Source organism: Streptomyces tubercidicus (assembly GCF_027497495.1).
Lineage (GTDB): Bacteria > Actinomycetota > Actinomycetes > Streptomycetales > Streptomycetaceae > Streptomyces > Streptomyces tubercidicus.
On record NZ_CP114205.1, the window covers coordinates 3,216,894 to 3,240,025 of the forward strand.

Sequence of the window (23,132 nt, forward strand, 5' to 3'; positions counted from 1 at the left end):
CTCCTCGGGCCCCCGCCGCACACGCGCCCCCACCGGTGCACCCATGCGCCCCACGTGCGAGAACGATGCGCCGGGGGGTTCACCCCTGAGCCGTAACCCTTGGTGACGGCGGAAGTTGTCCTCACCGTGGAAGAGACCATCGGAGTCACAGGAGCCCCGCACATTCCCCTGCAGCGCGGCGAACCGCTGCTCGACACTGCGGTGCGTTATGCGGAGGAACGGCATTGGGACGTGTTCCCCGGCGCATGGCTGGAGCACGACGGTGAGACACCGCGCTGCTCATGCGGCGCCGCCGACTGCGCGGCACCCGGCGCGCATCCGACCGGGCCGGGCTGGGCCGGACAGGCCAGCGGCAGCGCGACCGCCGTCCGCCGCATGTGGAACAAGCAGCCGCACGCCTCGATCCTGCTGCCCACGGGCCGGACGTTCGAGGCGCTCGACGTGCCCGAGACCGCGGGCTGTCTGGCGCTGGCCCGTATGGAGCGGATGGGGCTGACGCTCGGACCGGTCACCCGCACCCCCGGCCGCCGGATGCTCTTCCTCGTCCTCCCTGGCGCCTCGGTGAAGGTGCCCGCCCTCGTACGCGCACTGGGCTGGGCACCGGCCGCACTCGATCTGATCTGCCGCGGCGAGGGCGAGTACATCGCCGCCCCGCCGACCCGGGTGGGCGCGCACGGCTCGGTGCAGTGGGCGCGCCGCCCGACCTCCGCCAACCGCTGGCTGCCGGACGCGGAGGAGCTGATCAGCCCGCTCGCCTACGCCTGCGCCCGGGACGCGGTCGCGGTCCGGGCACGCTGAACCCGGAGCGGTCCCCTCCTCTTCCCCTCGGTTGTCCACAGGACCACACCGTCCCGGAATCCGCCCGTATCGTGGGATGCCGACGGGGGTCAGGACCGGCCCCTGCGGGGACGTCGAAGGGCAGGACCGGTGGCGAACGAGCCGGAACACATCGAGGAGCGGGGCGCGTCCGCGCCGCCGCAGCACACCACGGTCACTACTCCTGGCGGGCCGGCCACGGCCCCCGGGGGTGGCGCCGCCGGTCCGCCCGCCGTCCGCATCCAGGGCCTGTGGAAGAAGTTCGGCGAGCAGATCGCCGTCAACGGCATCGATCTGACGCTGCCGGCCGGCCGCTTCATCGGGCTGGTCGGTCCCAATGGCGCCGGTAAGACCACCACCCTCTCCATGGTGACGGGCCTGCTGCGGCCGGACGCCGGGCTGGTCGAGATCGTCGGGCACGACGTCTGGCGGGACCCGGTGTCCATCAAGTCCCGGATCGGGGTGCTGCCCGAGGGACTGCGGCTCTTCGAGCGGCTGTCGGGCCGCGAACTCCTCGGCTATATAGGGCGGTTGCGCGGCCTTCCGGGCGACGAGGTCGACAAGCGGGCCGCTCAGCTGCTGGACGTGCTCGATCTGTCCGGCTCGCAGCACAAGCTGGTGGTGGACTACTCCACCGGTATGCGCAAGAAGATCGGGCTGGCGGCGGCGCTGCTGCACAACCCCGAGGTCCTCTTCCTCGACGAGCCCTTCGAAGGCGTCGACCCGGTGTCGGCGCAGACGATCCGCGGCGTACTGGAACGCTACACCGCCTCCGGTGCGACGGTGATCTTCTCCAGCCATGTGATGGAGCTGGTCGAGTCGCTCTGCGACTGGGTCGCGGTGATCGCAGCCGGGCAGATCCGGGCGGACGGCCCGCTCGCGGAGGTGCGCGGCGCGGCGCCCTCACTGCAGGACGCGTTCCTCGAACTCGTCGGCGCGGGTGACCGGGGCGCGGGAGCGAACCTGGACTGGCTGGGCGGTGGCGCGAGATGAGCACCGAATCCGCCGCGGTGGCCGCACCACCGGCCGCCGCACCGTCCCTGACCGCCGTCTTCGTACGGCTGAAGCTGACGCTGCTGCGCAACGGGCTGCGCCGGTCGACCGGGCGCACGCTGGCGTATGTCGCCTCCGTCGTCGTGGGCCTGCTGTTCGCCTCGGGTGTCGTGGTGGGGCTGACAGCGCTGCGCGGCAACGCCCATGTCGGCGCGCTGGTGGTGCTGCTGACCGGGATCCTCACCCTGGGCTGGGCGGCGATGCCGCTGTTCTTCCCGGCGAGCGATGAGACGCTCGATCCGACCCGGCTGGTCATGCTGCCGCTGCGGCCGCGGCCGCTGATCGTCTCGCTGCTGGTGACCTCGCTCGTCGGCATCGGCCCGGTCGTCACCCTCGCGTTCGTGACCGGTTCGGTGATCGCGGTCGCGGACGGGGCGGCCTCCGTCGCCGTGGGCGTGGTGGCCGTGGTCCTGGTGGTGCTGGTGTGTGTGTCGTTGGCGCGTGCGGTCGCCACGGCCTCGGTGCGGCTGCTGACCAGCCGGCGGGGCCGCGATCTCGCCGTGCTGAGCGGTCTGTTCATCGCCATCGGCGCCCAGGGCGTCAATATCGCCGCCCAGAAGCTGGGGCGGTCGGACGGCCTGGCCGTACTGGAGCCGCTGGGCGACATCCTGCGCTGGATACCGCCGGTCTCGGCGGTGGGCGCCGTCGACGACGCCGCACACGGGGCCTACGGGCGGGCGCTGGCCGGCCTGGGGCTGACGGTACTTGCCCTGGTCCTGCTGCTGTGGTGGTGGCAGCGCACCCTGACCGCCCTGATGACGTCCCCGGACTCCTCCACCCTCCAGGCCGTGGAGAAGGACAGCGCACGCCGGGCCGGCGGCGGCGAACGGGGCCTGGCGCGGCTGCTGTCGCACGGGCGCACCGGCACGGTCATCCTCCGCACGCTGCGCGACGGATGGCGCGACCCCAAGTCGAAGATGTCATGGGCGACCGCGCTCGCCGCCGGACTGCTGGTGCCCGTCATCTCGTCCCTGCAGGGCAACGGCAGCATCTACACCGCGTTCTCGGTGGCCACGCTGCTCGGCATGCAGATGTACAACCAATTCGGGCAGGACACCTCGGCGTTCTGGATGGTCGCCTCGACGATCGCCACCCCGAGGGACGCCTACCAGGAGCTGCGGGCCCGCGCGCTGGCCCTGTCTCTGGTGGCCATCCCGTACGTCACCCTGGTCGTCATCGGCAGCGCCGCGCTCATCGGCCCGTGGTCGGCCTTCCTGGAGGTGTACGGGCTCTCGCTGGCGGTGCTGGGCGCATTGCTGGCCACCGGGGCGCTGTCCTCGGTGTTCTTCCCGTACTCGATCCCCTCGGAGGGCAACAAGAACGTCGCACCGGGGCAGGGCGCGATCGCCTGGTTCAGCCTCTTCGGCGGGGTCGTGGCGGGCGCGGTGCTGTGCGCACCGCTGCTGGGGCTGACGATCTGGCTCCATGTCGCCGCTCTGCACAGCCTGTTGTGGATACTCCTGCCGATCGGTGTGGTCTACGGCCTGGGCGTCGCGGAGCTGGGCCTGCGGCTGGCGGCGCCGCGGGTCGCACGGCGGCTGCCGGAGATTCTGGCGGCCGTCAGCAAGGGCTGAGCAGGCGCCGGACGGGCGGCGGTGGCCTCGTCGTGGGGTGGTCCACAGACCGGACGACGGGGCCCACGCGCCGCTCCCTCCCAGGTTTCGACAATGCGAAAGCCGACTCCTATGCTCCGCGGGCACAGCCGTTCGCACGCACAAGGGAACTGTGTGAGGCGGCGGGGGGAACGTCCGGCAGGAGAACGTTGTGCTGCACAAGAAGACCGCTTTGCTGCGCGCCGCCGCGCCCGTCGCCGTGCTGGCGCTGGCAGTGACCGCCTGCGGCGGACACAAGAAGACGGCCTCCGCGACCGATGACGCGCCCAGGACGGAAAAGGTGCCCAAGGCGGAGAAGGAGTCGTCGCCCCCGGCGGACAGCGGTGAACTGAAGCCCGGTCAGGGCGGTACGGGGAAGTTCAAGGAAGAGAACGGGACCATCACTTACGAGGTTGCCGCGCAGAAGCTTCAGGTGAGCACCGAGGCCGAGACCAGGAAACTGGTCTCGGACCCGAAACGGGCCAAGGGCCTGGTGGCGGCCACCGCATGGGTGAAGTACACACACAAGGGCGGCGGCGTCGTCAAGCAATCGCCCGACGTGGCCGACGAGTCCGAGATCTACGCGGACGGGCAGCGCGGTGGTCTGCTGATCGGCGCCGCCGAGGACGGTCGGGGCTGCGAGGACACCTTCGACATCGAGAACTGGAAGGCCGGGCAGAGCCACACCATCTGCCAGACCTACATGATCCCCAAGGGCGCGAAGTCCCTGGAGGTCCACTGGGCGGGTGAGGGCCGGAGCGGCTCCCCGCTGATCTGGAAGTTCGACGACGCGGGCTGAGCCGAGGGCATGCCGGTGGACGGCCCACGGCAGTCCGCGCTCCGCGGCCGGCGGTCATCGCACAGCCGGCCGTCCTACCCCCGCATCGTGGCCCCCTGGAGAAACGGTTCGATGGCGGCGCACCAGGCGTCGGGCTGTTCCCACGGGAGGAGATGGCCGGCGTCGGGGATTTCGGCGTAGGCGCCGCGGGGCAGGACGCGGACCATCTCCTGGGCCTCGGCGCGGCCGAGTTCGGCATCGAGGCCCCGGACCACGAGGGCCGGGCACGGCACCTGGGCGAGCTCTTCCCAGTGGGCGTCATGCACCCAGGTCTCGCGGGCGCTGAGCATCTGGCGGCGGGAGAAGACCGGCCGCCAGCCGTCGGCGCGCTCCGCCATCACCTCGGCGAAGAACTCGCCGCGGGCGGGTCTGGGCCGCTCCAGGGTCGGATCGTCCTCGCCGAACCACTTACGGACATCCGCGAGGGTCGCGAACGGCACCGGCCAGGACCGGAACCACTCGGTCCATTCGCGCTGCGAGGCCGCCCCGAGCGCCGACGCACGCATATCGCAGATGACCAGCGCACTGATCAGATCCGGGCGCCGGGCAGCTAACTGCCAGGCCGTCAGGGCGCCCATGGCATGCCCGACGAGGGCGACCGGGGCCAGGCCGAGCTGCTCGATGGCGGCGATGGCGTCATCGACATACGCCTCGCGGTCATACGGCCCGTCGGCGGGCTTCTCGCTGCGGCCGTGGCCCCGCTGGTCCAGCGCGACCGGGCGGTGCCGGGCACTCAGCCGGCGTGCCGTGGCCGCCCAGTGGGAGGCGCGCCCCATCAGGCCATGGAGCAGCAGCACGCCCGGCCGCTGCTCGCCCTCCTCCAGCCCGCCGCCGATCTTGGGCGGGTCGGTGAACTCCCAGGCGGCGAGTCGCACGCCGCCTGCTCCTGCTACATCGATGCGCCGCACCATGTGCCCTGGCACCCCCAATCGTCCCTTGAGCAGCTCCACACTATCGAACCCCTATTCGAACGTACCGTTCCGGCGCGGAACACCCCTCGTTCGAGTGACCTCGCTCAGGGATTGGCCGCGCCCGCCAGGGGGAGACATCTGCCGGGAGGCGGGCCCCACCGGGAAGGGGGCCTGTGGGGAAAGACCCTGGGAGCTCGGGGCTCCGGGTCTTGGGTGGGGGACATGGGGAGGCAGGGCCCCGGCTGCTCGCAGCGCCGGGGCCCTGGCTGTCTCCCGAATATGTGGATGCATCCGAGCCCCCTCCCTGGCCAGGACAGGCCGATGCATGGCCATGCGTCAGGGTGGCACGAGACCGGCCGTATCGCACGGATTCGCACAAGTCCGTTCAGCGGGACAGAACTTACCGAGCCCGCCGAACGGCGCATCAGCGCAGCTCAGCGGGCTCGGCGGCGAAGTTCGGGCGGAGTGTGCGAAAAGGAAACCAGCCGAAACTGATGTCAGCGCTTGGCTACAAACACATGTGAGGCGATCTCGGAGTCCAGCTCGGCGGCCTCACCGCTGCTGCCGACCAGCACGCCGGCCGGCGACTCCGTCACGCTCACCACCGCGCCCGGCTGCACACCGGCGCGCCGCAGCGTGTACATCAGCTGGGCGTCCGCCTGGATCGGCTCACCGATCCGGCGCACCACGGCGGTCTTCCCGTCGGCCCCGGCGTCCAGATCCATCAGGCTCACCATCCCGGCGTCCAGGAACGGGTCGCCGCCGGCCTTCTCGCCCAGCTCCTCCAGGCCCGGGATGGGGTTGCCGTACGGGGACTCCGTCGGATGCCGCAGGAGTTCCACGACGCGGCGCTCGACCGCCTCGCTCATCACATGCTCCCAGCGGCACGCCTCGGCGTGCACCTGCTCCCATTCGAGCCCGATGACGTCGACGAGCAGGCACTCGGCGAGGCGGTGCTTGCGCATCACCCGCGTCGCCAGCCGCCGGCCCTCCTCCGTCAGCTCCAGATGCCGGTCGCCCGCGACCTGCAGCAGGCCGTCTCGCTCCATGCGCGCCACCGTCTGGCTCACCGTCGGGCCGCTCTGTTCGAGCCGCTCCGCGATGCGGGCGCGCATGGGCACCACACCCTCCTCTTCCAGTTCGAGGATGGTGCGGAGATACATCTCCGTGGTGTCGATCAGTCCGGACATGCGTGCCCCTCGATGTGTGGTGCGGTGGCCCTGAACTCAATTCTGACGCATCCCACTGACAACGGTGCCGCCTCGTCCACGCACCGGAGGTTCCGGGCCGTATTGACAGGGCAGTGGTCCAGACCGCAACGTGATCCGCGCCACTGATCAAATACGCCGAGATCCGATGAGAGGGGCCCGCGGCCATGGCTGAGAGCGACCGGAGCGACCGGCTGGCCGGGAAGTTCTTCGACGCCGCGATCGACCTGCTGCGGCGGGTCCGCGACGAGGAGGGCGACCGGATCGCCGCCGCCGGAGCGCTGATCGCGGACACCGTCGCGGCGGGCGGCCGGGTCTTCTCCTTCGGTGCCGGGCACTCCTCGCTCCCCGCCCAGGACACGGTCTACCGCGCGGGCGGCCTGGCGATCATGAATCTGCTGTCCGTCCCGGGCGTGGTCGGCGTGGACGTGCGGCCCGCGACCCTCGGCAGCGCGCTGGAGCGGGTCGACGGGCTGGCCGGGGCGGTCCTGGACACCAGCCCGCTGGAGCGCGGCGATGTCCTGGTGATCATCTCGCTCTCCGGGCGCAACGCGCTGCCGGTCGAAATGGCGCGGCACGCCCGTGAACTCGGCATCAAGGTCATCGGCGTGACGTCCGTGGCGTACGCGGACGCGACCACCTCCCGGCACGCCTCCGGGGACTTCCTCAAGGACCACTGCGATCTCGTGCTGGACAGCCGGATCCCGGTCGGCGACGCGGAGCTGACGCTGCCGGGCATCGACGCGCCGTTCGCCCCCGCCTCCACCGTCGTCACCAGCGCGATCATGCAGGCCGTAGTGGCGACGGCCGCGGGCACACTCGCCGAACGGGGCATCGAGCCGCCGCTGCTGCGCTCCGGGAACGTCGACGGCGGCCACGACTGGAACGCCGGGGTGATGAGCGCCTACGCGGACCGGATCTTCTACCGGCAGTGAGGAGACCGGATCTTCTACGGGCCAGTGAGGGGCGGTGGGCGGTCCCAGGTGCGCAGGTCCGCGGAGGCCGGGTAGGCCGGAAAGACGGACCTCAGCGTGAGGCCGCGCCCGCGAGGTCCAGGGCCGCGGCGATCCGGGCCGCGACCTCCTCGGCGTAGTCCGCGTCCGCGCGGTCGAACGGGCGGCGCGCGGGCGCCCGCAGAAAGGTCGCGACGCCGAGCCTGCGGCCGCGGCTGCACAGCACCACACACAGCCCGTGCACCGTGCCGTCCGGCCAATGACGGGCGGCCGCCCAGCCCTCCGGTGAGGCGGGCCCGGCGCTGGTACGCACCGAACCGCGCCGCTCGTATGCCTGGAGCGCCGGATGGCCCGGCGCATAGGGCGCGGGAATGCCGGTCGCCGACAGCGCCCCGGACGGTCCGGGCGAACCCGCCGGGGAGGCCAGCGCCCGCACCAGACGGGGCGCGCCCGCTCGGGTACGGCGCCCGGCCTCCGCACCGGCGGCAGCGACGTCCCCGGCACCGGACACCGGCCCGGCACCGCCCACCGCGCCCGTCGTGCCCTCAACGCCCGCCCCGCCCTCCGCCTCGTACGCATCGAGCGCATCGCCCCCCGCGACCGCTCCGAACGCCGCCGGAGCGGGTGTCGTGGCCAGATCGACCAGGCCGTGGTCGGCGAAGCCCGCCAGGGCGAAGTCGAGGTGGACCGCGGCGGCCTCGGCCGGGTCGGGGCAGTCCGCGGCCGCCCGCCCGGCGCGGTGCAGCTGCTGGGCACGGAAGCGCAGCAGGGAGTTCTCCTGTTCGGCGCGCTTGGCGTCCGTGACGTCCTGGAAGAGCCAGGCCACGCCGAGCGGTACCGGCTCCTCCGCCAGCGGGGAGGCCAGCCGGACGAAGCCGCTGCGCCAGCACCGGCGCGGCACCGCGGCCTCCTCGGAGCGCAGCGTCACCCACAGCTCCGCGACGGCCGGCGGCGCGCCCTCGGCGAGGACATGCTGCAGCGCGCACTCCAGCTCCTCGACGCCCTGCGCCAGCAGCTCCCCCAGAGGGCGGCCCAACAGGGCGGTGCGCCCGACGCCCAGGGCGCGGGCGGCGTGCGCGTTGACGACCGCGGGCCGCAGATCGGCGTCGATCAGCACCACACCCCAGGACGCGTCCTCGAACAGCGCCTCACTGAGGGCGATGGACCGCTCCAGATCCATCTGGGTGTGCACCTCACTGAAGGCGCAATACACCCCCGCGACCCGGCCGCCGGGGGCCCGGACCGCGGAGGACTGGGTGCGGACGAGCACCCGGTGGCCGTCCTTGGTCAGCAGGGCGAACTCATGGACCTGGCGGCCCGGTGAGCGCATGGCGGCGGCCAGTACGGCCTCGATCCCGTCGGCGTCCTCCTTGCGGACCGCCCAGCCGGTCAGGCCCGTACGGCCGACGGCCTCGGCGGTGGTCCAGCCCAGAATGCGTGCGGCCTCGTGGTTCCAGTGGGTGACCGTGCCGTCCGCGGCGAATGCGACCAGGGCGGCGTCCATACCGTCCAGGAGCGCGGCGAGCAGACCGGAGTCCTCGGTCTCGTCGGCGGCACAGCGCGCCGAGGCCGACGAGGCGGAAGAAGCTGACGAAGCAGTCACTGGCACCCCTCACGAACGCGGCCACACATGCTCCACCTGGGAACATTCAACTGGAACGTGACACAGCACACACCCGATTCGCGGAAATCGTTGCCAACGGGAAATTCCCTTGTGTGCGGCTGGACAGCTTCCTAATCTGTGGAGCACACGAGAAGGGAGGTGGTTCGGCCAATGATTTCGCACCGGACGCGTGAGGTGGCTGCGGGCTAGCGGCCCGTCGCTTCACCGAAGTGCAGCGCCGGACCAGCGCATACTGCAGATGCGCAGCCGGCCAATCCCAAGCAGTCACCCGACCCGCGGGCTGCCGGTTCGTCCGACCGGCCCTTCGCGCCATCGAGCGCGGAGGAGGCAGCCCGCGGGTCGTCTGCGTGTGCGGGCGTCTGCGTTTGCGGGGCGTCTGCGTGTGCATACGAGGCGGGCGCGGACCGCGTACGGCCCTGCGCCACCGCCCGTCCCACCCGGCGCCGCCCTCAGGGCGCCAGGCGCTCCACGCTCCAGCCGTCGCCCGCCCGCACATAGCGCAGCCGGTCGTGCAGCCGGTTGAGGCGGCCCTGCCAGAACTCGACCGTCTCGGCGGCGATCCGGTAGCCGCCCCAGTGGGGCGGGGCCGGCACCTGCTCGCCCTCCGGGTAGCGGGCCGCCAATTCCTCGTAGGCGCGCTCCAGTTCCTCGCGCGAGGCGACCCGTGCGGACTGGTCGCTGGCCCAGGCGCCCAGCTGGGAGCCGTGCGGGCGGGTGCGGAAGTAGGCGGCGGTCTCGTCCCGGCCGATGCGCTCGGCGGCGCCGGTCACCACGACCTGACGGGCCAGGGGATGCCAGGGGAACAGCAGCGAGATGGCCGGATTGTCGGCCAGTTCTCGCCCCTTCCGGCTGTTGTAGTTCGTGAAGAACACGAAGCCGCGGTCGTCGAACGCCTTCAGAAGAACGGTCCGCGAGCTCGGCCGGCCCGCAGGGTCCACCGTCGAGACGACCATCGCGTTCGGCTCGTGCAGACCGGCCACCGTCGCGTCCTTGAACCAGCGCGCGAACTGGTCGTACGGGCTGGCGGCGAGATCGGACTCGGCGAGTCCCTCGGCGCGGTAATGGGCCCGCATGGAGGAGGGATCGGGGGTCTCGGCATGAGGCGCGTCGGCTGGGTGCACGGCCTCATCTTGCAACACCCGGTCTGACCCGGTCAGCCGGGCGGGGCGGAAGTCTCCCCGCCGTCGACCGGCCGTAACCCTCCCGACGGCAGATCGACCGGTGTGCGGGTCGCACCCGTCCGCGCAGGTGAGGGACCCGCCACAATCAGGCCAGACCCCCTGTGGGCCCCGGGCGGGGAGAGCTATCGTGTCCGTCCGGCCTGACGGGGCGCACCACACCGCACCACACCGCGGCGCCGCCCGCGGCCCGACCACTACGGGCAAGACCGTCGCGTGACCCACGCCCTGGCGGGGCATCACCGGGGTGACCGGTACGGACCGCGAGCTGCCGACGCAGCCGCGGAGCCGCACCGGCACCGCACCAGAGACTCGACCGCACGGCAGCCGGTCACGGACCGTTTGCCGCCCCCATCTTGAGGAGCTGCCTGATGTCCGACTTCGTACCCGGACTCGAAGGAGTCATCGCTTTCGAGACGGAGATCGCCGAGCCGGATAAAGAAGGCGGTTCGCTGCGGTACCGCGGTGTCGACATCGAAGACCTCGTCGGAAAGGTGTCCTTCGGAAACGTCTGGGGGCTGCTGGTCGACGGGGCGTTCAACCCCGGGCTGCCGCCCGCGGAGCCCTTCCCGATCCCGGTGCACTCCGGTGACATCCGGGTCGATGTGCAGTCGGCGCTCGCCATGCTCGCGCCCGTATGGGGCCTCCAGCCGCTGCTGGACATCGACGAGCAGACGGCCCGTGACAACCTCGCCCGCGCCGCGGTGATGGCGCTGTCGTACGTGGCCCAGTCGGCCCGTGGGCAGGGCCTGCCGATGGTGCCGCAGAAGGAGATCGACAAGGCGGAGACCGTCGTCGAGCGCTTTATGCGGCGCTGGCGCGGGGAGCCGGACCCCCAGCACGTCAAGGCCGTCGACGCCTACTGGACCTCGGCCGCCGAGCACGGCATGAACCCCTCCACCTTCACCGCCCGCGCCATCGCCTCCACCGGTGCGGATGTGGCGGCCGCGCTGTCCGGTGCGGTCGGCGCGATGTCCGGGCCGCTGCACGGCGGGGCGCCCTCCCGCGTCCTCGGCATGATCGAGGACATCGAGCGGTCCGGCGACGCCGCCGCCTACGTCCGCCAACGGCTGGACCGGGGCGACCGGCTGATGGGCTTCGGCCACCGCGTCTACCGCGCCGAGGACCCCCGCGCACGGGTGCTGCGGCGCACCGCGCGGGAGCTGGGCGCACCGCGCTTCGAGGTCGCCGAGGCGCTGGAGAAGGCCGCGCTGGACGAGCTCCGCAGCCGCCGCCCCGACCGGGTGCTGGCCACCAACGTCGAGTTCTGGGCGGCCATCGTCCTGGACTTCGCCGAGGTCCCGGCGCACATGTTCACCTCGATGTTCACCTGCGCCCGTACGGCGGGGTGGAGCGCGCACATCTTGGAGCAGAAGCGGACGGGCCGACTGGTTCGGCCGTCGGCCCGGTATGTGGGGCCCGCTGCGCGTGCGCCGCGGGAGATTGCCGGGTATGAGGGGCTGGCGGCGCGCTAAGCGGTTTCGGGGCCTTCCCACGTATTCGGCTGTCCCGCCGTGGGTGTTGCTCGCCGGTTGTTGCCCGCTTCGCGGTGCGGTCCGCTGCGCTTTGCGTTCTGCCCGCGTTTTCGGCTGTCCCGCCGTGGTTGTTGCTCGCCGTTGCGCGGGTCCGCTGCGCGGGGCTGTCGGGGTGCGGTGACGGGCCTCCGGGGTAGGGGTGTGGGACTGCTTCGCTTTACGCTCCGCTGCGCTCCGCCTTTGCTCTTTTTTGAAGCCTCCGGAAGCAAAGCCCCACACCCCTACCCCTCCGGCCCGTCCCCTCCCGTGGGTGGGTGGGAAAGAGGCCGGTGGGGGTGCGGCTGGCTGGTCGGGTACGGCTTGTGGTTAAGGGCGGCCCTACGTTGCCAGGAGGTCGTCGATTACCTTTGCCCACTGCTCGACGACCTTTGCTCGGCGGGTCGAGTCGTCCGTCAGGAGGTTGGCCAGGCCCAGGCCGCGAGCCATGTCGAGGAGGCCCTGGACGGTTTCGCGTACGCCGGGGACCGATTCGTCGGCGTCCAGGAGGGCGACGGCCGTGCGGTGGGCCTCGCGGCCTACGCGGGCCTCCAGGGCCGTGACGCGGTCGCGTAGTGGGGGCTCGTCGGAGGCGGCTACCCACAGGTGGAGTGCGGCGCGGAAGAGGGGGCCCGTGTAGAGGCCGACCAGTTCCTCAACGATGATCCAGGTGCGGGCGACGGAGCCGGCCGGCGGCAGGTTGTGGGCGACTGCCTTGACGGCGTTCTGGCGTTTTTCCGCGACGTGTTCGACGGCGGCCGTGAAGAGGTCCTCGCGGGTGCGGAAGTGGTGCTGGGCGGCGCCCCGGGAGACGCCGGCCCGTTCGGCGACCACCGCGACCGTGCTGCCGCTCCAGCCGCGTTCGGCCAGGCAGGAGACGGCGGCCTCCAGCAGTTTGAGGCGGGTGGCGCGGCTGCGTTCCTGCTGGGGCTGTTTGGGGCCGCGGGCGGGGGTCAGCGCGCCCATGCCGGGGCCCGTCGCTCCAGGAAGGCGGTCATGCCCTCGCGGGCCTCGGCGGAGCCGAAGAGTCGCGCGGACTGTTCGGCGTACGCCTCGGTGTCGCGGTCGAAGGTGGCCAGTACCTGTGTGGTGACCAGCTTCTTCGACTCGGCCAGGCCCTGGGGCGAACCCTTGCGCAGGCCGTCCAGTACGGGCGCGAGGCCGGTGTCGACATCGTCGGCGGCGAGGGTGATCAGGCCGATCCTGGCCGCCTCCGCCGCGTCGAACTTCTCGCCGGTCAGGTAGTAGCGGCCGGCGGCCCGCGGGTCCAGCCGGGGCAGCAGCGGCAGGGAGATGACGGCGGGGGCGAGGCCCAGCCGGGCCTCGGTGAAGGCGAAGGTGGCGTCCGGGCCGGCCGCGGAGATGTCGCAGGCGCCGAGCAGACCGAGGCCGCCGGCCCGGACGTGTCCGGTGACCCGGGCGACGACCGGTTTGGGCAGCGCCACGAGGGCGCGCAGCAACCTGGCCAGGCCCAGCGGGCCGTCCTTCGCGGTGCCCGAGGTGGCCTCGGAGAGGTCGGCGCCGGCGCAGAACGTGCCGCCGGTGTGGGTGAGGACGACGGCGCGGGTGGCGTCGTCGGCCGCGGCGTCCGTGAGGGCCTGGTGGAGTTCGGCGACCAGACGGGTGGAGAGGGCGTTGCGGTTGTGCGGGGAGTCCAGGGTGAGGGTGGTGATACCGCGTTCGTGGGAGCGCGGGACCAGGGTCGTGGCGGCGGCGTCGGTCATCGGGGCGTCGAGCTCCTTTCCCTGGCGCGTAGTTCGCGCCGCAGGATCTTTCCGGTGGTGGCGCGCGGCACGGCGGCCAGGAATTCCACGCGGCGCACTTTCTTGTACGGGGCGACCTGGCCGGCAACGTACGCGATGACCTCGTCCTCGCTCAGGCCGGCCCCCCGCTGCCGCACCACGAACGCCTTGGGCACCTCGTTGCCGTCCTCGTCCAGGACACCGATGACCGCGGCGTCGGCGATCGCGTCATGCGCGAGCAGCAGCGCTTCGAGATCGGCGGGGGCGACCTGATAGCCCTTGTATTTGATCAACTCCTTGACGCGGTCGACGACATACAGCCAGCCGTCGCTGTCCGCGCGTCCGATGTCGCCGGTGTGCAGCCAGCCGTCGGGGGCGATCATCGCGTCGGTTTCGGCGGGCCGCCCCAGATAGCCCTTCATGACCTGGGGGCCGCGGATGAGGATCTCGCCGTTCTCCCCCGGCCCCACGTCCGCACCGGTCTCCAGGGACACCAGCCGCATCTCCGTATTGGGAATCAGCTTGCCGACGGCGCCCGGTGGCGGGTTCGGTGCGTCGAGGGGGACGCAATGGGTGCCGGGCGAGAGTTCGGTCATGCCGTACGCCTGGAGGACCGGCGGAAGGGCGAGCCTCCTGGAGCAGGTCGCCGCAAGGTCCGCGTCCAGGGGCGCCGCGGCGGAGACCAGGTACCGCAGGGAGGAGAGGTCGTAGTCGGCGACCAGGGGGTGTTTGGCGAGGGCGAGGACGATCGGGGGTGCGACATAGACGGAGGTGATGCGGTGCTGCTCGATGGCGGCGAGGAATTGCCGCAGGTCGAAGCGGGGCAGGACGACGACGGTCGCGCCGTTGCGCAGTGGGGCGTTCATCAGGGCGGTCAGCCCGTAGATGTGGAAGAAGGGCAGTACGGCCAGTACCCGGTCGCCGGGGCCGTTGGAGACCAGTGGGGCGAGCTGGGCGAGGTTGGTGGCGATGCTGCGGTGGGTGAGCATCACGCCCTTGGGGGTGCCGGTGGTGCCGGAGGAGTAGGGCAGGGCTGCCAGATCGTGGGCCGGGTCGAGGGTGACGGCCGGTTCCGGGTCGGTGCAGGCGACGAGGTCCTGTACCGAGCGGTGGCCCTCGGCCCGGTCGCAGACGAGGATCTCGGCGATGCCGCCGGACTGCCCGGCGGCGGCGCGGGCGGTGTCCAGCAGCGCCGATACGGTCACGATCCAGCGGGCCCCGGAATCCTGGAGCTGCTTGGTGAACTCGCCCTCGGTGGCCAGTGGATGGACGGTGGTGACCGCCGCCCCGCAGCGCGAGGCGGCGTAGAACACGGCCGGGAAGAGCACGGTGTTGGGGCTGTGCAGGGCCAGCACATCGCCCTTGCGGACACCGGACGCGGTGAGGGCGGCGGCGATCCGGCGGCTGATGTGGTCCAGCTCGCTGTAGTTGAGGGTGGTGCCGTCGAGGCCGTCGACCAGTGCGGGCCGGTCGCCGTACTCCCCGGCCCGCCCCAGGACGGCCTCATGGATCGGCAGCTCTACGGGCGCGACGTCGGCGTACTCGCTGTGGAACACGTGGAACACCATGCCTGGGCCTTCCCTTCGGCGGGGGTACGGCGGGGTGCGGCGGGCGGGGCCGGTGCGGGGCGGGTGCAGTGGGGTGCGGGTGCAGTGCGGGGCGGGTGCAGTGCGGGGCGGGTGCAGTGCGGGGCGGGTGCGGCGCCGCCGCGTCGGCCGGGGCGGGCCGCCCCGGCCCGCAGCGGTCAGCATGCCGCCCTCAGTACGACTTGGGCAGCCCCAGGGACTGGTGCGAGACGAAGTTGAGGATCATTTCGCGGCTGACCGGGGCGATCCGCGCCACCCGGGCGGCGGTGATCATCGAGGCGAGGCCGTACTCCTGGGTGAGGCCGTTGCCGCCGAGGGTGTGGACGGCCTGGTCGACGGCGTGCACCGCGGCCTCGGCCGCCGCGTACTTCGCCATGTTGGCGGCCTCGCCCGCGCCCAGGTCGTCGCCCGCGTCATAGAGGTGGGCCGCCTTCTGCATCATCAACCGGGCGAGTTCCAGCTCGATATGGGCCTGCGCGAGCGGGTGGGCGAGAGCCTGGTGGGTGCCGATGGGCTCCTTCCACACCTGGCGGGTGCGGGCGTAGTCGACGGCCCGGCCGAGGGCATAGCGGCCCATGCCGAGGGCGAAGGCGGCGGTCATGATCCGCTCCGGGTTGAGCCCGGCGAACAGCTGGAGCAGCCCGGCGTCCTCGTCGCCGACCAGCGCGTCCGCGGGCAGCCGTACGTCGTCCAGGGTCAGTTCGAACTGCTTCTCCGGGGCGGAGAGTTCCATCGCGATCGGGGTGTGGCCAAAGCCGGGGGTGTCGCGCGGGACGATGAACAGGCAGGGCTTGAGGCGGCCGGTGCGGGCGTCCTCGGTGCGGCCGACGATCAGGGTCGCATCGGCTATGTCGACGCCCGAGATGAAGACCTTGCGGCCGTTGAGGACCCAGTCGCTGCCGTCCTTGCGGGCGGTGGTCGTGATGCGGTGCGAGTTGGAGCCGGCGTCGGGTTCGGTGATCCCGAAGGCCATCTTGCGGGAGCCGTCGGCGAGGCCCGGGAGCCAGGTCCGCTTCTGCTCCTCGGTGCCGAAGCGGGCGATGACGGTGCCGCAGATGGCGGGCGAGACGACCAGCATCAGAAGTGGGCAGCCGGCCGCGCCCAGCTCCTCCAGGACGAGGGAGAGTTCGACGATGCCGCCGCCTCCGCCGCCGTACTCCTGGGGGAGGTTGACGCCGAGGTAGCCCAGCTTGGCGGCCTCCGCCCACAGTTCGTCGGTGTGCTTGCCCTCGGCCACGACCCGGGTGACGTACTCGCGGCCGTAGCGCTTGCCGAGCGCGGCGACGGCGTCGCGCAGGGCGCGCTGTTCCTCGGTCTCGATCACAGGGTTGCTCATGGCACTGCTCATGACGGCTCCGTAAGTTGTTAGTCGGCCCGGGAGGGCCGGATGTGGCTCATGGCGGCTTGCCAGTCGTGGCTCCCAAGGAGTGGCCGTCCGGCTCTCCGGGGCGCCCTGGCTGCTGATTGAGATGTGCGCGCCTTGTGCGGTCGCTGTTTACGGAGATGACAGTGGGGTGTTCCTCGGGCCGACGGCACGCTGTGCGGAACGAGGAGGGGCAAGTGGACAAGCGGCAGGCCCAGGTCTGGGCCGGCATCGACGCAGGCAAGGGCCACCACTGGGCGGCGGTGGTCGACGAGACCGGCGCGACCCTGTGGTCGAAGAAGATCGACAACGACGAATCGGCGATCCTGACCGCGCTCGGCGAGATCCTCGATCTGGCGGACGAGGTCTCCTGGGCGGTGGACATCTGCGGCACGTCCTCCGCGCTGCTGCTGGCCCTGCTCGCAGCCCACGGCCAGCAGGCCGTCTACGTGCCCGGCCGCACCGTCAACCGCATGTCCGGCGCCTACCATGGCGAGGCCAAGACCGACGCCCGCGACGCCTACGTCATCGCCGAAACCGCCCGCCATCGCCGCGACTTCGCCGTGATCGGCGTGCCGGCCCAGCTGGCCGCCGACCTCGCACTGCTGACCGCCCACCGCGCCGACCTCGTGGCTGACCGGGTGCGGATGATCAACCGCCTGCGCGACGTGCTGACCGGTGTCTTCCCCGCGCTGGAGCGGGCCTTCGACTACAGCAGCCACAAGGGCGCGCTGGTGCTGCTGACCGGCTACCAGACCCCGGCCGCGATCCGCCGCCGCGGCCGGGCCAGGCTGACGGCATGGCTGGCCAACCGCAGCGTGCGAGGTGCCGATGCCGTCGCGGCGACCGCGCTGGAAGCCGCCCAGGCCCAGCAGACCGCGCTGCCGGGCGAGGACGTCGCCGCGCAGATCGTGGCCGACTTGGCCGCACAGATCCTCGCCCTGGATGACCGGCTCAAGCGGATCGACAAGCAGATCCGCGAGACCTTCCGCAGTCATCCGCAGGCGGAGATCATCGAGTCCCTGCCCGGCATGGGCCCCATACTCGGCGCCGAGTTCGTCGTTGCCGCAGGTGACCTTGCTGCCTACGCGGACGCCGGCCATCTCGCTTCCGCGGCCGGGCTCGTGCCCGTCCCACGCGACTCGGGACGCCGGACCGGCAACCTGCACCGGCCCAAGCGCTACAGCCGCCGACTGCGACGGGTGTTCTACATGTCCGCGCAGACCAGCATCATCCGCGAGGGGCCGAACCGCGACTTCTACCTCAAGAAGCGCGGCGAGGGCTGCAAGCATGTCCAGGCCGTCATCGCTCTGGCTCGGCGACGGGCCAGCGTTCTGTGGGCTCTTCTGCGCGACAACCGGGTCTTCACCCCCGCCCTGCCCGTCGCGCAGCAGGCTTGACTCGTTCATTGAGACTCCTTGTGTGCGGTGGGTGAGGTGAGGTGCGGTGGGTCAGCCCGTCTCGGTCGCCTCGGTCGCCTCGGCCACGACGGCCAGCAGGGCCCCGACCTCGACCTGCTGGCCAGTACGCACGGGCAGGGCGGTGAGGCTGCCGGCGGCCGGCGCGGTGATCTTGTGCTCCATCTTCATGGCCTCCAGCCAGAGGAGGGGCTGGCCCGCCGTCACCTGGGCGCCCTCGGTGAGGCCGTCCGCGATGCGTACGACCGTGCCGGGCATCGGTGCCAGGAGGGAGCCGGGTTCCGTACGGGCGGTGGGGTCGGGGAAGCGGGGCAAGGCGGTGAAGGTGTGGGAGGCGGGGGTGGTGGTGCCGGGGATCGGTGGGGCGTCGACGTGGACCTGGTCGCCGTAGCGGGCGATGGTGAACTGCCGTCGCAGGCCGTCGACTTCCAGCACGACCTCGGTCGAGCCGAGGGTGAGCAGCCGTACGCCGGGGAAGTCCTCGGCCCGCAGGCCGTCGCGGCCGAGGCGGTAGCGGATGGTGTGCTCGGTGCCCGCGCGGGCGTAGGTCTTGGTCTGGGGGCCGGAGGGGACGTTGCGGAAGCCGCCGAAGCGGGAGCGGCCGTGGGCGGCGGCGAGGGCGGCGGCGAGCGCGAAGAGTGCCGCGCCTGCGGCCCCGGAGTCGGCGCCGGAGTCGGAGTCGGTCAGTTCGGCGAGGTGGCGGTCGTAGAAGCCGGTGTCCAGGGCGCCGGGATCTGTGAACTCGGGGTGTCGCAGGGAGCGTACGAGCAGGTCGCGGTTGGTGACGGGGCCATGGATCCTGGCCCGTTCCAGGGCGCCCGCCAGCTTGCGTACGGCCTCGTCCCGGCTCGGGGCCCAGGCGATGACCTTGGCGAGCATCGGGTCGTAGTGGACGCCGATGGTGTCGCCGTCCGTCACCCCGGAGTCCAGCCGGACGCCGTCGGGCAGCTCCAGGCGGTGCAGGGTGCCGGTCTGTGGTTGCCAGCCGGCCGCCGGGTCCTCCGCGTAGAGGCGCGCTTCCACGGCGTGTCCGTGAGGCGGCGGGGGTGCGGGGTCCAGGGGGCGGCCCTCGGCGATGCTCAGCTGGAGGGCGACCAGGTCGAGGCGGTAGATCGCCTCGGTGACGGGGTGTTCGACCTGGAGGCGGGTGTTCATCTCCAGGAAGTACGCCCGTCCGGCGCGGTCCACCAGGAACTCCACGGTGCCCGCGCCCCGGTAGCCGATGGCGCGGGCGGCCCGCTCGGCGGCCCCGTGCAGGGTGGTCCGCAGCTCCTCGGACAGCCCGGGGGCCGGGGCCTCCTCGATGACCTTCTGGTGGCGGCGCTGGAGGGAGCAGTCGCGGGTGCCGAGGGTCCAGACCGTGCCGTGTCCGTCGGCGAGGATCTGCACCTCGACATGGCGGCCGCCGACGACATAGGGCTCGACGAACACCTCGCCGTCGCCGAACGCCGACGCGGCCTCGGCTGCCGCGGCCTTCAACTCCCCTTCCAGAACGTCCAGTTCGGACACCACCCGCATGCCGCGGCCGCCGCCGCCCGCCGCCGCCTTCACCAGCAGCGGTAGATCGGCCCCGGTGACCTGCCCGGGGTCGACGGGGGCCAGCAGCGGCACCCCGGCCTCGGCCATCAGTTCCTTGGCCCGTGTCTTGGAGGCCATGGCCTCGATGGCGGCAACGGGCGGGCCGATCCAGGCCAGGCCCGCATCGGTCACCGCGGCGGCGAAGGCGGCGTTCTCGGAGAGGAAGCCGTAGCCGGGGTGGACCGCGTCGGCGCCCGCGGCCCGCGCGGCCCGTACCAGCAGATCGCCGCGCAGGTAGGTGTCGGCGGGGGCGTCGCCCGGTAGGCGTACGGCGGTGTCGGCCTCCCATACGTGCGGGGCCCCGGCGTCCGCGTCCGAGTGCACAGCGACGGTGGAGATGCCCAGCTCACGGCAGGTACGGAAGACCCGGCGGGCTATTTCGCCGCGGTTGGCGACGAGTACGGAACGGATCACTTCTGCCTCACATCCGGAAGACGCCGAAGCCGCCCCGCGCGCCCTCGACCGGGGCGTTGTGGAGGGCGGACAGGCACAGGCCGAGGACGGTTCGGGTGTCGCGCGGGTCGATGACGCCGTCGTCGTAGAGCCGCCCGGACAGGAACATCGGCAGCGACTCGGACTCGATCTGCTGCTCGACCATCGCGCGCAGCCCGGCGTCGGCCTCGTCGTCGTACGGCTGCCCCTTGGCGGCGGCCGAGGCGCGGGCGACTATCGAGAGCACGCCGGCCAGCTGCTGCGGTCCCATGACGGCGGACTTGGCGCTGGGCCAGGCGAACAGGAAGCGGGGGTCGTAGGCGCGGCCGCACATGCCGTAGTGGCCGGCGCCGTAGGAGGCGCCCATCAGGACGGACAGGTGCGGGACCTTCGAGTTCGACACCGCGTTGATCATCATCGCGCCGTGTTTGATGATGCCGCCCTGCTCGTACTCCTTGCCGACCATGTAGCCGGTGGTGTTGTGGAGGAAGAGCAGCGGGATGTCGCGCTGGTTGGCCAGCTGGATGAACTGGGCGGCCTTCTGGGACTCGGCGCTGAAGAGGACGCCCTGGGCGTTGGCGAGGATGCCGACCGGGTAGCCGTGCAGCTCGGCCCAGCCGGTCGTCAGGCTCGGCCCGTAGAGCGGTTTGAACTCGTCGAAGTCCGAGCCGTCCACGATCCTGGCGATGACCTCGCGGGGGTCGAACGGGGCCTTGAGGTCGCCGGGGACGATGCCGAGCAGCTCTTCCTCGTCGTACTTGGGCGGTGCGGCCGGGCCCGGATCGGGCTGCGCCTTGCGCCAGTTGAGGCGGGCGACGACCCGCCGGGCCTGGCGCAGCGCGTCCGGCTCGTCCACCGCGAAGTGGTCCGCGAGCCCGGAGGTGCGGGCGTGCATCTCGGCGCCGCCCAGCGACTCGTCGTCGCTCTCCTCGCCGGTCGCCATCTTCACCAGCGGCGGGCCGCCCAGGAACACCTTGGCGCGCTCCTTGACCATGATCACGTGGTCGGACATCCCCGGGACGTACGCCCCGCCCGCGGTCGAGTTGCCGAAGACCACGGCGACGGTCGGGATACCGGCCGCGGACAGCCGGGTGAGGTCCTTGAACAGCGCCCCGCCCGGGATGAAGATCTCCTTCTGGCTGGGCAGATCGGCGCCGCCGGACTCGACGAGCGAGATCACCGGAAGGCGGTTGGCGAAGGCGATCTCGTGGGCACGCAGGGACTTCTTCAGCGTCCAGGGATTGCTGGCGCCACCGCGCACCGTCGGATCATTGGCGGTGATCAGGCACTCCACGCCCTCGACGATCCCGATGCCGGTGACCAGCGAGGCGCCGACCTGATAGTCGCTGCCCCAGGCCGCGAGCGGCGACAGCTCCAGGAACGGGGTGTCGGGGTCGACCAGCAGCTCGATCCGCTCCCGGGCGAGCAGTTTGCCGCGCTTGCGGTGCCGGGCGACGTACTTCTCGCCGCCGCCCTCGGTCGCCTTGGTGTGTTCGGCCTCGATCTCCGCCAGCTTCGCGAGCATCGCCGTACGACGCTCCGCGTACTCGGCGCCCGACGGGTCGAGCCCGGTTCCGAGCACGGTCACCACAACACCTCCGGTATGTCCATGTGCCGCGAACGCAGCCACTCCCCCACCGCCTTGGCCTGCGGATCGAACCGGGCCTGCGCGGCGACGCCCTCGCCGAGCAGCCCGTCGACGACGAAGTTGAGCGCGCGCAGATTCGGCAGTACGTGCCGGTCGACCGGCAGTTCGGCGGTTTCGGGCAGCAGTTGCCGGAACCGCTCGACGGTCAGCTCATGGGCCAGCCACCGCCAGGCCGGTTCGGTGCGGGCCCACACCCCGACGTTCGCCGAGCCGCCCTTGTCGCCGCTGCGGGCCCCGGCGACCAGGCCGAGGGGCCCGCGCCGGGTGGCCCCGGCGGGCAGCGGTTCGGGCAGCGGCGGGTCGGGCAGCCGCACCAACTCCCGGGTTTCGGGCACGGGTTGACAGCTGACGCGAGTGCCGTCCGGCAGAACGGCATGATGCGGCACCTCGGCCGCGTCCACCGCCACCGCTTCGAAGACCCCGTACGGGGTGCCCTTGCCGGGCGGCGCGGTGACATGGAAGCCGGGGTAGCTGGCCAGCGCCAGCTCGATCGCGGCGCCGCTGACCACCCGCCCGACCGCGTCCTGGTCGGGATCCCGCACCACCAGGCGCAGCAGCGCGCTGGCCTCTTCCTGGACGTCGGCGTCCTCGTGATCGGTGCGGGCCAGCGTCCAGCGCACCTCGGCCGGAGGGTTCCCCGCCCCGTTGAAGGCCGCCTCCATCTGGCGGCGGACCAGCACGGCCTTGGCCGTGACGTCCAGCCCGGTCAGGACGAAGGTGACCTCGTTGCGCCAGCCGCCGAGGCGGGTCAGCCCGGTCTTGAGGGTCGGCGGCGGCGCCTCGCCCCGTACTTGGTCGATCCGGATCCGGTCCGGCGCCTCCTCCGTGAGCCGTACGGTGTCCAGCCGCGCCGTCACATCCGGCCCGGCGTAGCGGGCCCCGGCCGTCTCGTACAGCAGCTGGGCGGTGACCGTGCCGGTGGTGACCGCGCCGCCGGTGCCCGGGTGTTTGGTGATCACCGAGCTGCCGTCGGCGGCGATCTCGGCGAGCGGGAAGCCGGGCCGCAGCAGGTCATGGGCGCCGAAGAAGGAGTAGTTGCCGCCGGTGGCCTGGGTGCCGCATTCCAGGACGTGCCCGGCGGCCACCGCACCGGCCAGCTGGTCCAGATCCTCCGCCCGCCAGCCGAAGTGCGCCTGGGCCGCGCCGCTGACCAGCGCGGCATCGGTGACCCGGCCGGTCACCACCACATCGGCACCGGCCCGCAGACAGGCGGCGATCCCCCCGCCGCCCAGGTAGGCGTTGGCGGTCAGCACCCCTTCGCCCCACCCGCCGCGCGCCAGCAGATCATCCCCCTCCACATGCGCCACGCTGACTGACACCCCTACCTTGGCCGCCAACTCCCTTACGGCATCGGCGAGTCCGGCCGGGTTCAGCCCGCCCGCGTTGGCGACGATCTGCACCCCGCGCTCGACGGCCAGGCCGAGCCCGTCCTCCAACTGCCGCAGAAAGGTCTTGGCATAGCCGCGGGTGGGGTCCTTCAGCCGGTCCCGGCCGAGGATCAGCATGGTCAGCTCGGCGAGATAGTCGCCGGTCAGGACGTCCAGCGGCCCGCCGGTGAGCATCTCGCGCAGCGCGTCGAAGCGGTCGCCGTAGAAGCCGGAGGCATTGCCGACGCGGAGCAGGGCGGGGTCGGCGCCTATGGGACGTACGGCGTCTCCACCGCTCATGGGGCGCACGGCGC

Annotated in this window: 18 protein-coding genes; 7 read left to right on the top strand and 11 right to left on the bottom strand. The window is 72.1% G+C overall.

The window, feature by feature from the left end; all coding sequences use genetic code 11:
* Nucleotides 1-126: 126 nt before the first annotated feature.
* The 4 genes from STRTU_RS13720 to STRTU_RS13735 all read left to right on the top strand — a co-directional run bounded on the left by STRTU_RS13720 (nucleotide 127) and on the right by STRTU_RS13735 (nucleotide 4,260).
* On the top strand, nucleotides 127-798 hold the full coding sequence (locus STRTU_RS13720; protein WP_159746915.1) for a bifunctional DNA primase/polymerase: 672 nt from the start codon (nucleotides 127-129) through the stop codon (nucleotides 796-798).
* 129 nt (nucleotides 799-927) lie between these two features.
* Nucleotides 928-1,809 (top strand): ABC transporter ATP-binding protein, encoded by an 882-nt coding sequence (locus STRTU_RS13725; RefSeq protein ID WP_174878859.1) that lies wholly within the window; start codon nucleotides 928-930, stop codon nucleotides 1,807-1,809.
* Complete coding sequence (locus STRTU_RS13730) at nucleotides 1,806-3,443, top strand: transporter (protein WP_159743800.1); 1,638 nt, start codon at nucleotides 1,806-1,808, stop codon at nucleotides 3,441-3,443. The genes STRTU_RS13725 and STRTU_RS13730 overlap by 4 nt, the downstream gene beginning before the upstream one ends.
* Before the next feature lie 190 nt (nucleotides 3,444-3,633).
* Nucleotides 3,634-4,260: a hypothetical protein gene (locus tag STRTU_RS13735; protein ID WP_174878860.1), complete on the top strand. Its 627-nt coding sequence runs from the start codon at nucleotides 3,634-3,636 to the stop codon at nucleotides 4,258-4,260.
* 74 nt (nucleotides 4,261-4,334) lie between these two features.
* On the opposite strand, the gene STRTU_RS13740 is transcribed toward STRTU_RS13735, so the two are convergent.
* Nucleotides 4,335-5,210 carry an alpha/beta fold hydrolase gene (locus STRTU_RS13740; RefSeq protein ID WP_159743801.1) on the bottom strand — a complete coding sequence of 292 codons (876 nt, stop codon included), beginning with the start codon at nucleotides 5,208-5,210 and terminating at the stop codon, nucleotides 4,335-4,337.
* A 497-nt stretch (nucleotides 5,211-5,707) separates the two neighbouring features.
* Nucleotides 5,708-6,400 (bottom strand): iron-dependent transcriptional repressor DtxR, encoded by a 693-nt coding sequence (locus STRTU_RS13745; protein WP_018089633.1) that lies wholly within the window; start codon nucleotides 6,398-6,400, stop codon nucleotides 5,708-5,710.
* Nucleotides 6,401-6,585: 185 nt separating this feature from the next.
* Between STRTU_RS13745 and STRTU_RS13750 the strand changes: the two genes are divergently transcribed.
* The gene (locus STRTU_RS13750; protein WP_159743802.1) at nucleotides 6,586-7,353 is read left to right on the top strand and encodes an SIS domain-containing protein; all 768 of its coding nucleotides are present in this window, start codon (nucleotides 6,586-6,588) and stop codon (nucleotides 7,351-7,353) included.
* A gap of 91 nt (nucleotides 7,354-7,444) precedes the next feature.
* On the opposite strand, the gene STRTU_RS13755 is transcribed toward STRTU_RS13750, so the two are convergent.
* Nucleotides 7,445-8,974, bottom strand: a complete 1,530-nt coding sequence (locus STRTU_RS13755) for a PAS domain-containing protein (protein ID WP_159743803.1) — start codon at nucleotides 8,972-8,974, stop codon at nucleotides 7,445-7,447.
* A gap of 470 nt (nucleotides 8,975-9,444) precedes the next feature.
* Nucleotides 9,445-10,068, bottom strand: a complete 624-nt coding sequence (gene pdxH / locus STRTU_RS13760) for a pyridoxamine 5'-phosphate oxidase (RefSeq protein WP_159746918.1) — start codon at nucleotides 10,066-10,068, stop codon at nucleotides 9,445-9,447.
* A gap of 476 nt (nucleotides 10,069-10,544) precedes the next feature.
* Here pdxH and STRTU_RS13765 point away from each other — a divergent pair, with 476 nt between their 5' ends.
* A complete protein-coding gene (locus tag STRTU_RS13765; protein WP_174878861.1) occupies nucleotides 10,545-11,648 on the top strand; it encodes a citrate synthase 2 in 1,104 nt (367 codons plus the stop codon).
* A gap of 378 nt (nucleotides 11,649-12,026) precedes the next feature.
* Here the strand turns inward: STRTU_RS13765 and STRTU_RS13770 are convergent, their stop codons facing one another.
* The 4 genes from STRTU_RS13770 to STRTU_RS13785 form a co-directional block, all read right to left on the bottom strand.
* The gene (locus STRTU_RS13770) at nucleotides 12,027-12,650 is read right to left on the bottom strand and encodes a TetR/AcrR family transcriptional regulator (protein WP_159743805.1); all 624 of its coding nucleotides are present in this window, start codon (nucleotides 12,648-12,650) and stop codon (nucleotides 12,027-12,029) included.
* Nucleotides 12,638-13,408, bottom strand: coding sequence for an enoyl-CoA hydratase family protein (locus STRTU_RS13775; RefSeq protein WP_159743806.1), 771 nt, complete (start codon nucleotides 13,406-13,408; stop codon nucleotides 12,638-12,640). Before STRTU_RS13775 ends, STRTU_RS13770 begins: the two co-directional genes overlap by 13 nt.
* Nucleotides 13,405-14,994: a 4-coumarate--CoA ligase family protein gene (locus STRTU_RS13780; protein ID WP_159743807.1), complete on the bottom strand. Its 1,590-nt coding sequence runs from the start codon at nucleotides 14,992-14,994 to the stop codon at nucleotides 13,405-13,407. Before STRTU_RS13780 ends, STRTU_RS13775 begins: the two co-directional genes overlap by 4 nt.
* Nucleotides 14,995-15,184: 190 nt before the next feature.
* Nucleotides 15,185-16,348, bottom strand: a complete 1,164-nt coding sequence (locus tag STRTU_RS13785; protein ID WP_159743808.1) for an acyl-CoA dehydrogenase family protein — start codon at nucleotides 16,346-16,348, stop codon at nucleotides 15,185-15,187.
* Nucleotides 16,349-16,572: 224 nt separating this feature from the next.
* Here STRTU_RS13785 and STRTU_RS13790 point away from each other — a divergent pair, with 224 nt between their 5' ends.
* Nucleotides 16,573-17,775 carry an IS110 family RNA-guided transposase gene (locus tag STRTU_RS13790; RefSeq protein WP_159743809.1) on the top strand — a complete coding sequence of 401 codons (1,203 nt, stop codon included), beginning with the start codon at nucleotides 16,573-16,575 and terminating at the stop codon, nucleotides 17,773-17,775.
* Between the two features lie 51 nt (nucleotides 17,776-17,826).
* On the opposite strand, the gene STRTU_RS13795 is transcribed toward STRTU_RS13790, so the two are convergent.
* Genes STRTU_RS13795 through STRTU_RS13805 form a run of 3 tightly spaced genes read right to left on the bottom strand, consistent with a single transcriptional unit; the run spans nucleotide 17,827 to nucleotide 23,118 of the window.
* Complete coding sequence (locus STRTU_RS13795) at nucleotides 17,827-19,785, bottom strand: acetyl/propionyl/methylcrotonyl-CoA carboxylase subunit alpha (RefSeq protein ID WP_159743810.1); 1,959 nt, start codon at nucleotides 19,783-19,785, stop codon at nucleotides 17,827-17,829.
* A gap of 7 nt (nucleotides 19,786-19,792) precedes the next feature.
* Complete coding sequence (locus STRTU_RS13800) at nucleotides 19,793-21,391, bottom strand: acyl-CoA carboxylase subunit beta (protein WP_159743811.1); 1,599 nt, start codon at nucleotides 21,389-21,391, stop codon at nucleotides 19,793-19,795.
* Complete coding sequence (locus STRTU_RS13805; protein WP_174878863.1) at nucleotides 21,388-23,118, bottom strand: acyclic terpene utilization AtuA family protein; 1,731 nt, start codon at nucleotides 23,116-23,118, stop codon at nucleotides 21,388-21,390. The genes STRTU_RS13800 and STRTU_RS13805 overlap by 4 nt, the downstream gene beginning before the upstream one ends.
* Nucleotides 23,119-23,132 lie beyond the last annotated feature (14 nt).

What these genes read in the sequence shown, in the direction of transcription:
- STRTU_RS13730 (WP_159743800.1), top strand. Translation starts at nt 1,806, where the DNA reads ATGAGCACCGAATCCGCCGCGGTGGCCGCACCACCGGCCGCCGCACCG.
- STRTU_RS13740 (WP_159743801.1), bottom strand. Translation starts at nt 5,210, where the DNA reads ATGGTGCGGCGCATCGATGTAGCAGGAGCAGGCGGCGTGCGACTCGCC.
- STRTU_RS13745 (WP_018089633.1), bottom strand. Translation starts at nt 6,400, where the DNA reads ATGTCCGGACTGATCGACACCACGGAGATGTATCTCCGCACCATCCTC.
- STRTU_RS13750 (WP_159743802.1), top strand. Translation starts at nt 6,586, where the DNA reads ATGGCTGAGAGCGACCGGAGCGACCGGCTGGCCGGGAAGTTCTTCGAC.
- pdxH (WP_159746918.1), bottom strand. Translation starts at nt 10,068, where the DNA reads ATGCGGGCCCATTACCGCGCCGAGGGACTCGCCGAGTCCGATCTCGCC.
- STRTU_RS13765 (WP_174878861.1), top strand. Translation starts at nt 10,545, where the DNA reads ATGTCCGACTTCGTACCCGGACTCGAAGGAGTCATCGCTTTCGAGACG.
- STRTU_RS13770 (WP_159743805.1), bottom strand. Translation starts at nt 12,650, where the DNA reads ATGGGCGCGCTGACCCCCGCCCGCGGCCCCAAACAGCCCCAGCAGGAA.
- STRTU_RS13775 (WP_159743806.1), bottom strand. Translation starts at nt 13,408, where the DNA reads ATGACCGACGCCGCCGCCACGACCCTGGTCCCGCGCTCCCACGAACGC.
- STRTU_RS13780 (WP_159743807.1), bottom strand. Translation starts at nt 14,994, where the DNA reads ATGGTGTTCCACGTGTTCCACAGCGAGTACGCCGACGTCGCGCCCGTA.
- STRTU_RS13785 (WP_159743808.1), bottom strand. Translation starts at nt 16,348, where the DNA reads ATGAGCAACCCTGTGATCGAGACCGAGGAACAGCGCGCCCTGCGCGAC.
- STRTU_RS13805 (WP_174878863.1), bottom strand. Translation starts at nt 23,118, where the DNA reads ATGAGCGGTGGAGACGCCGTACGTCCCATAGGCGCCGACCCCGCCCTG.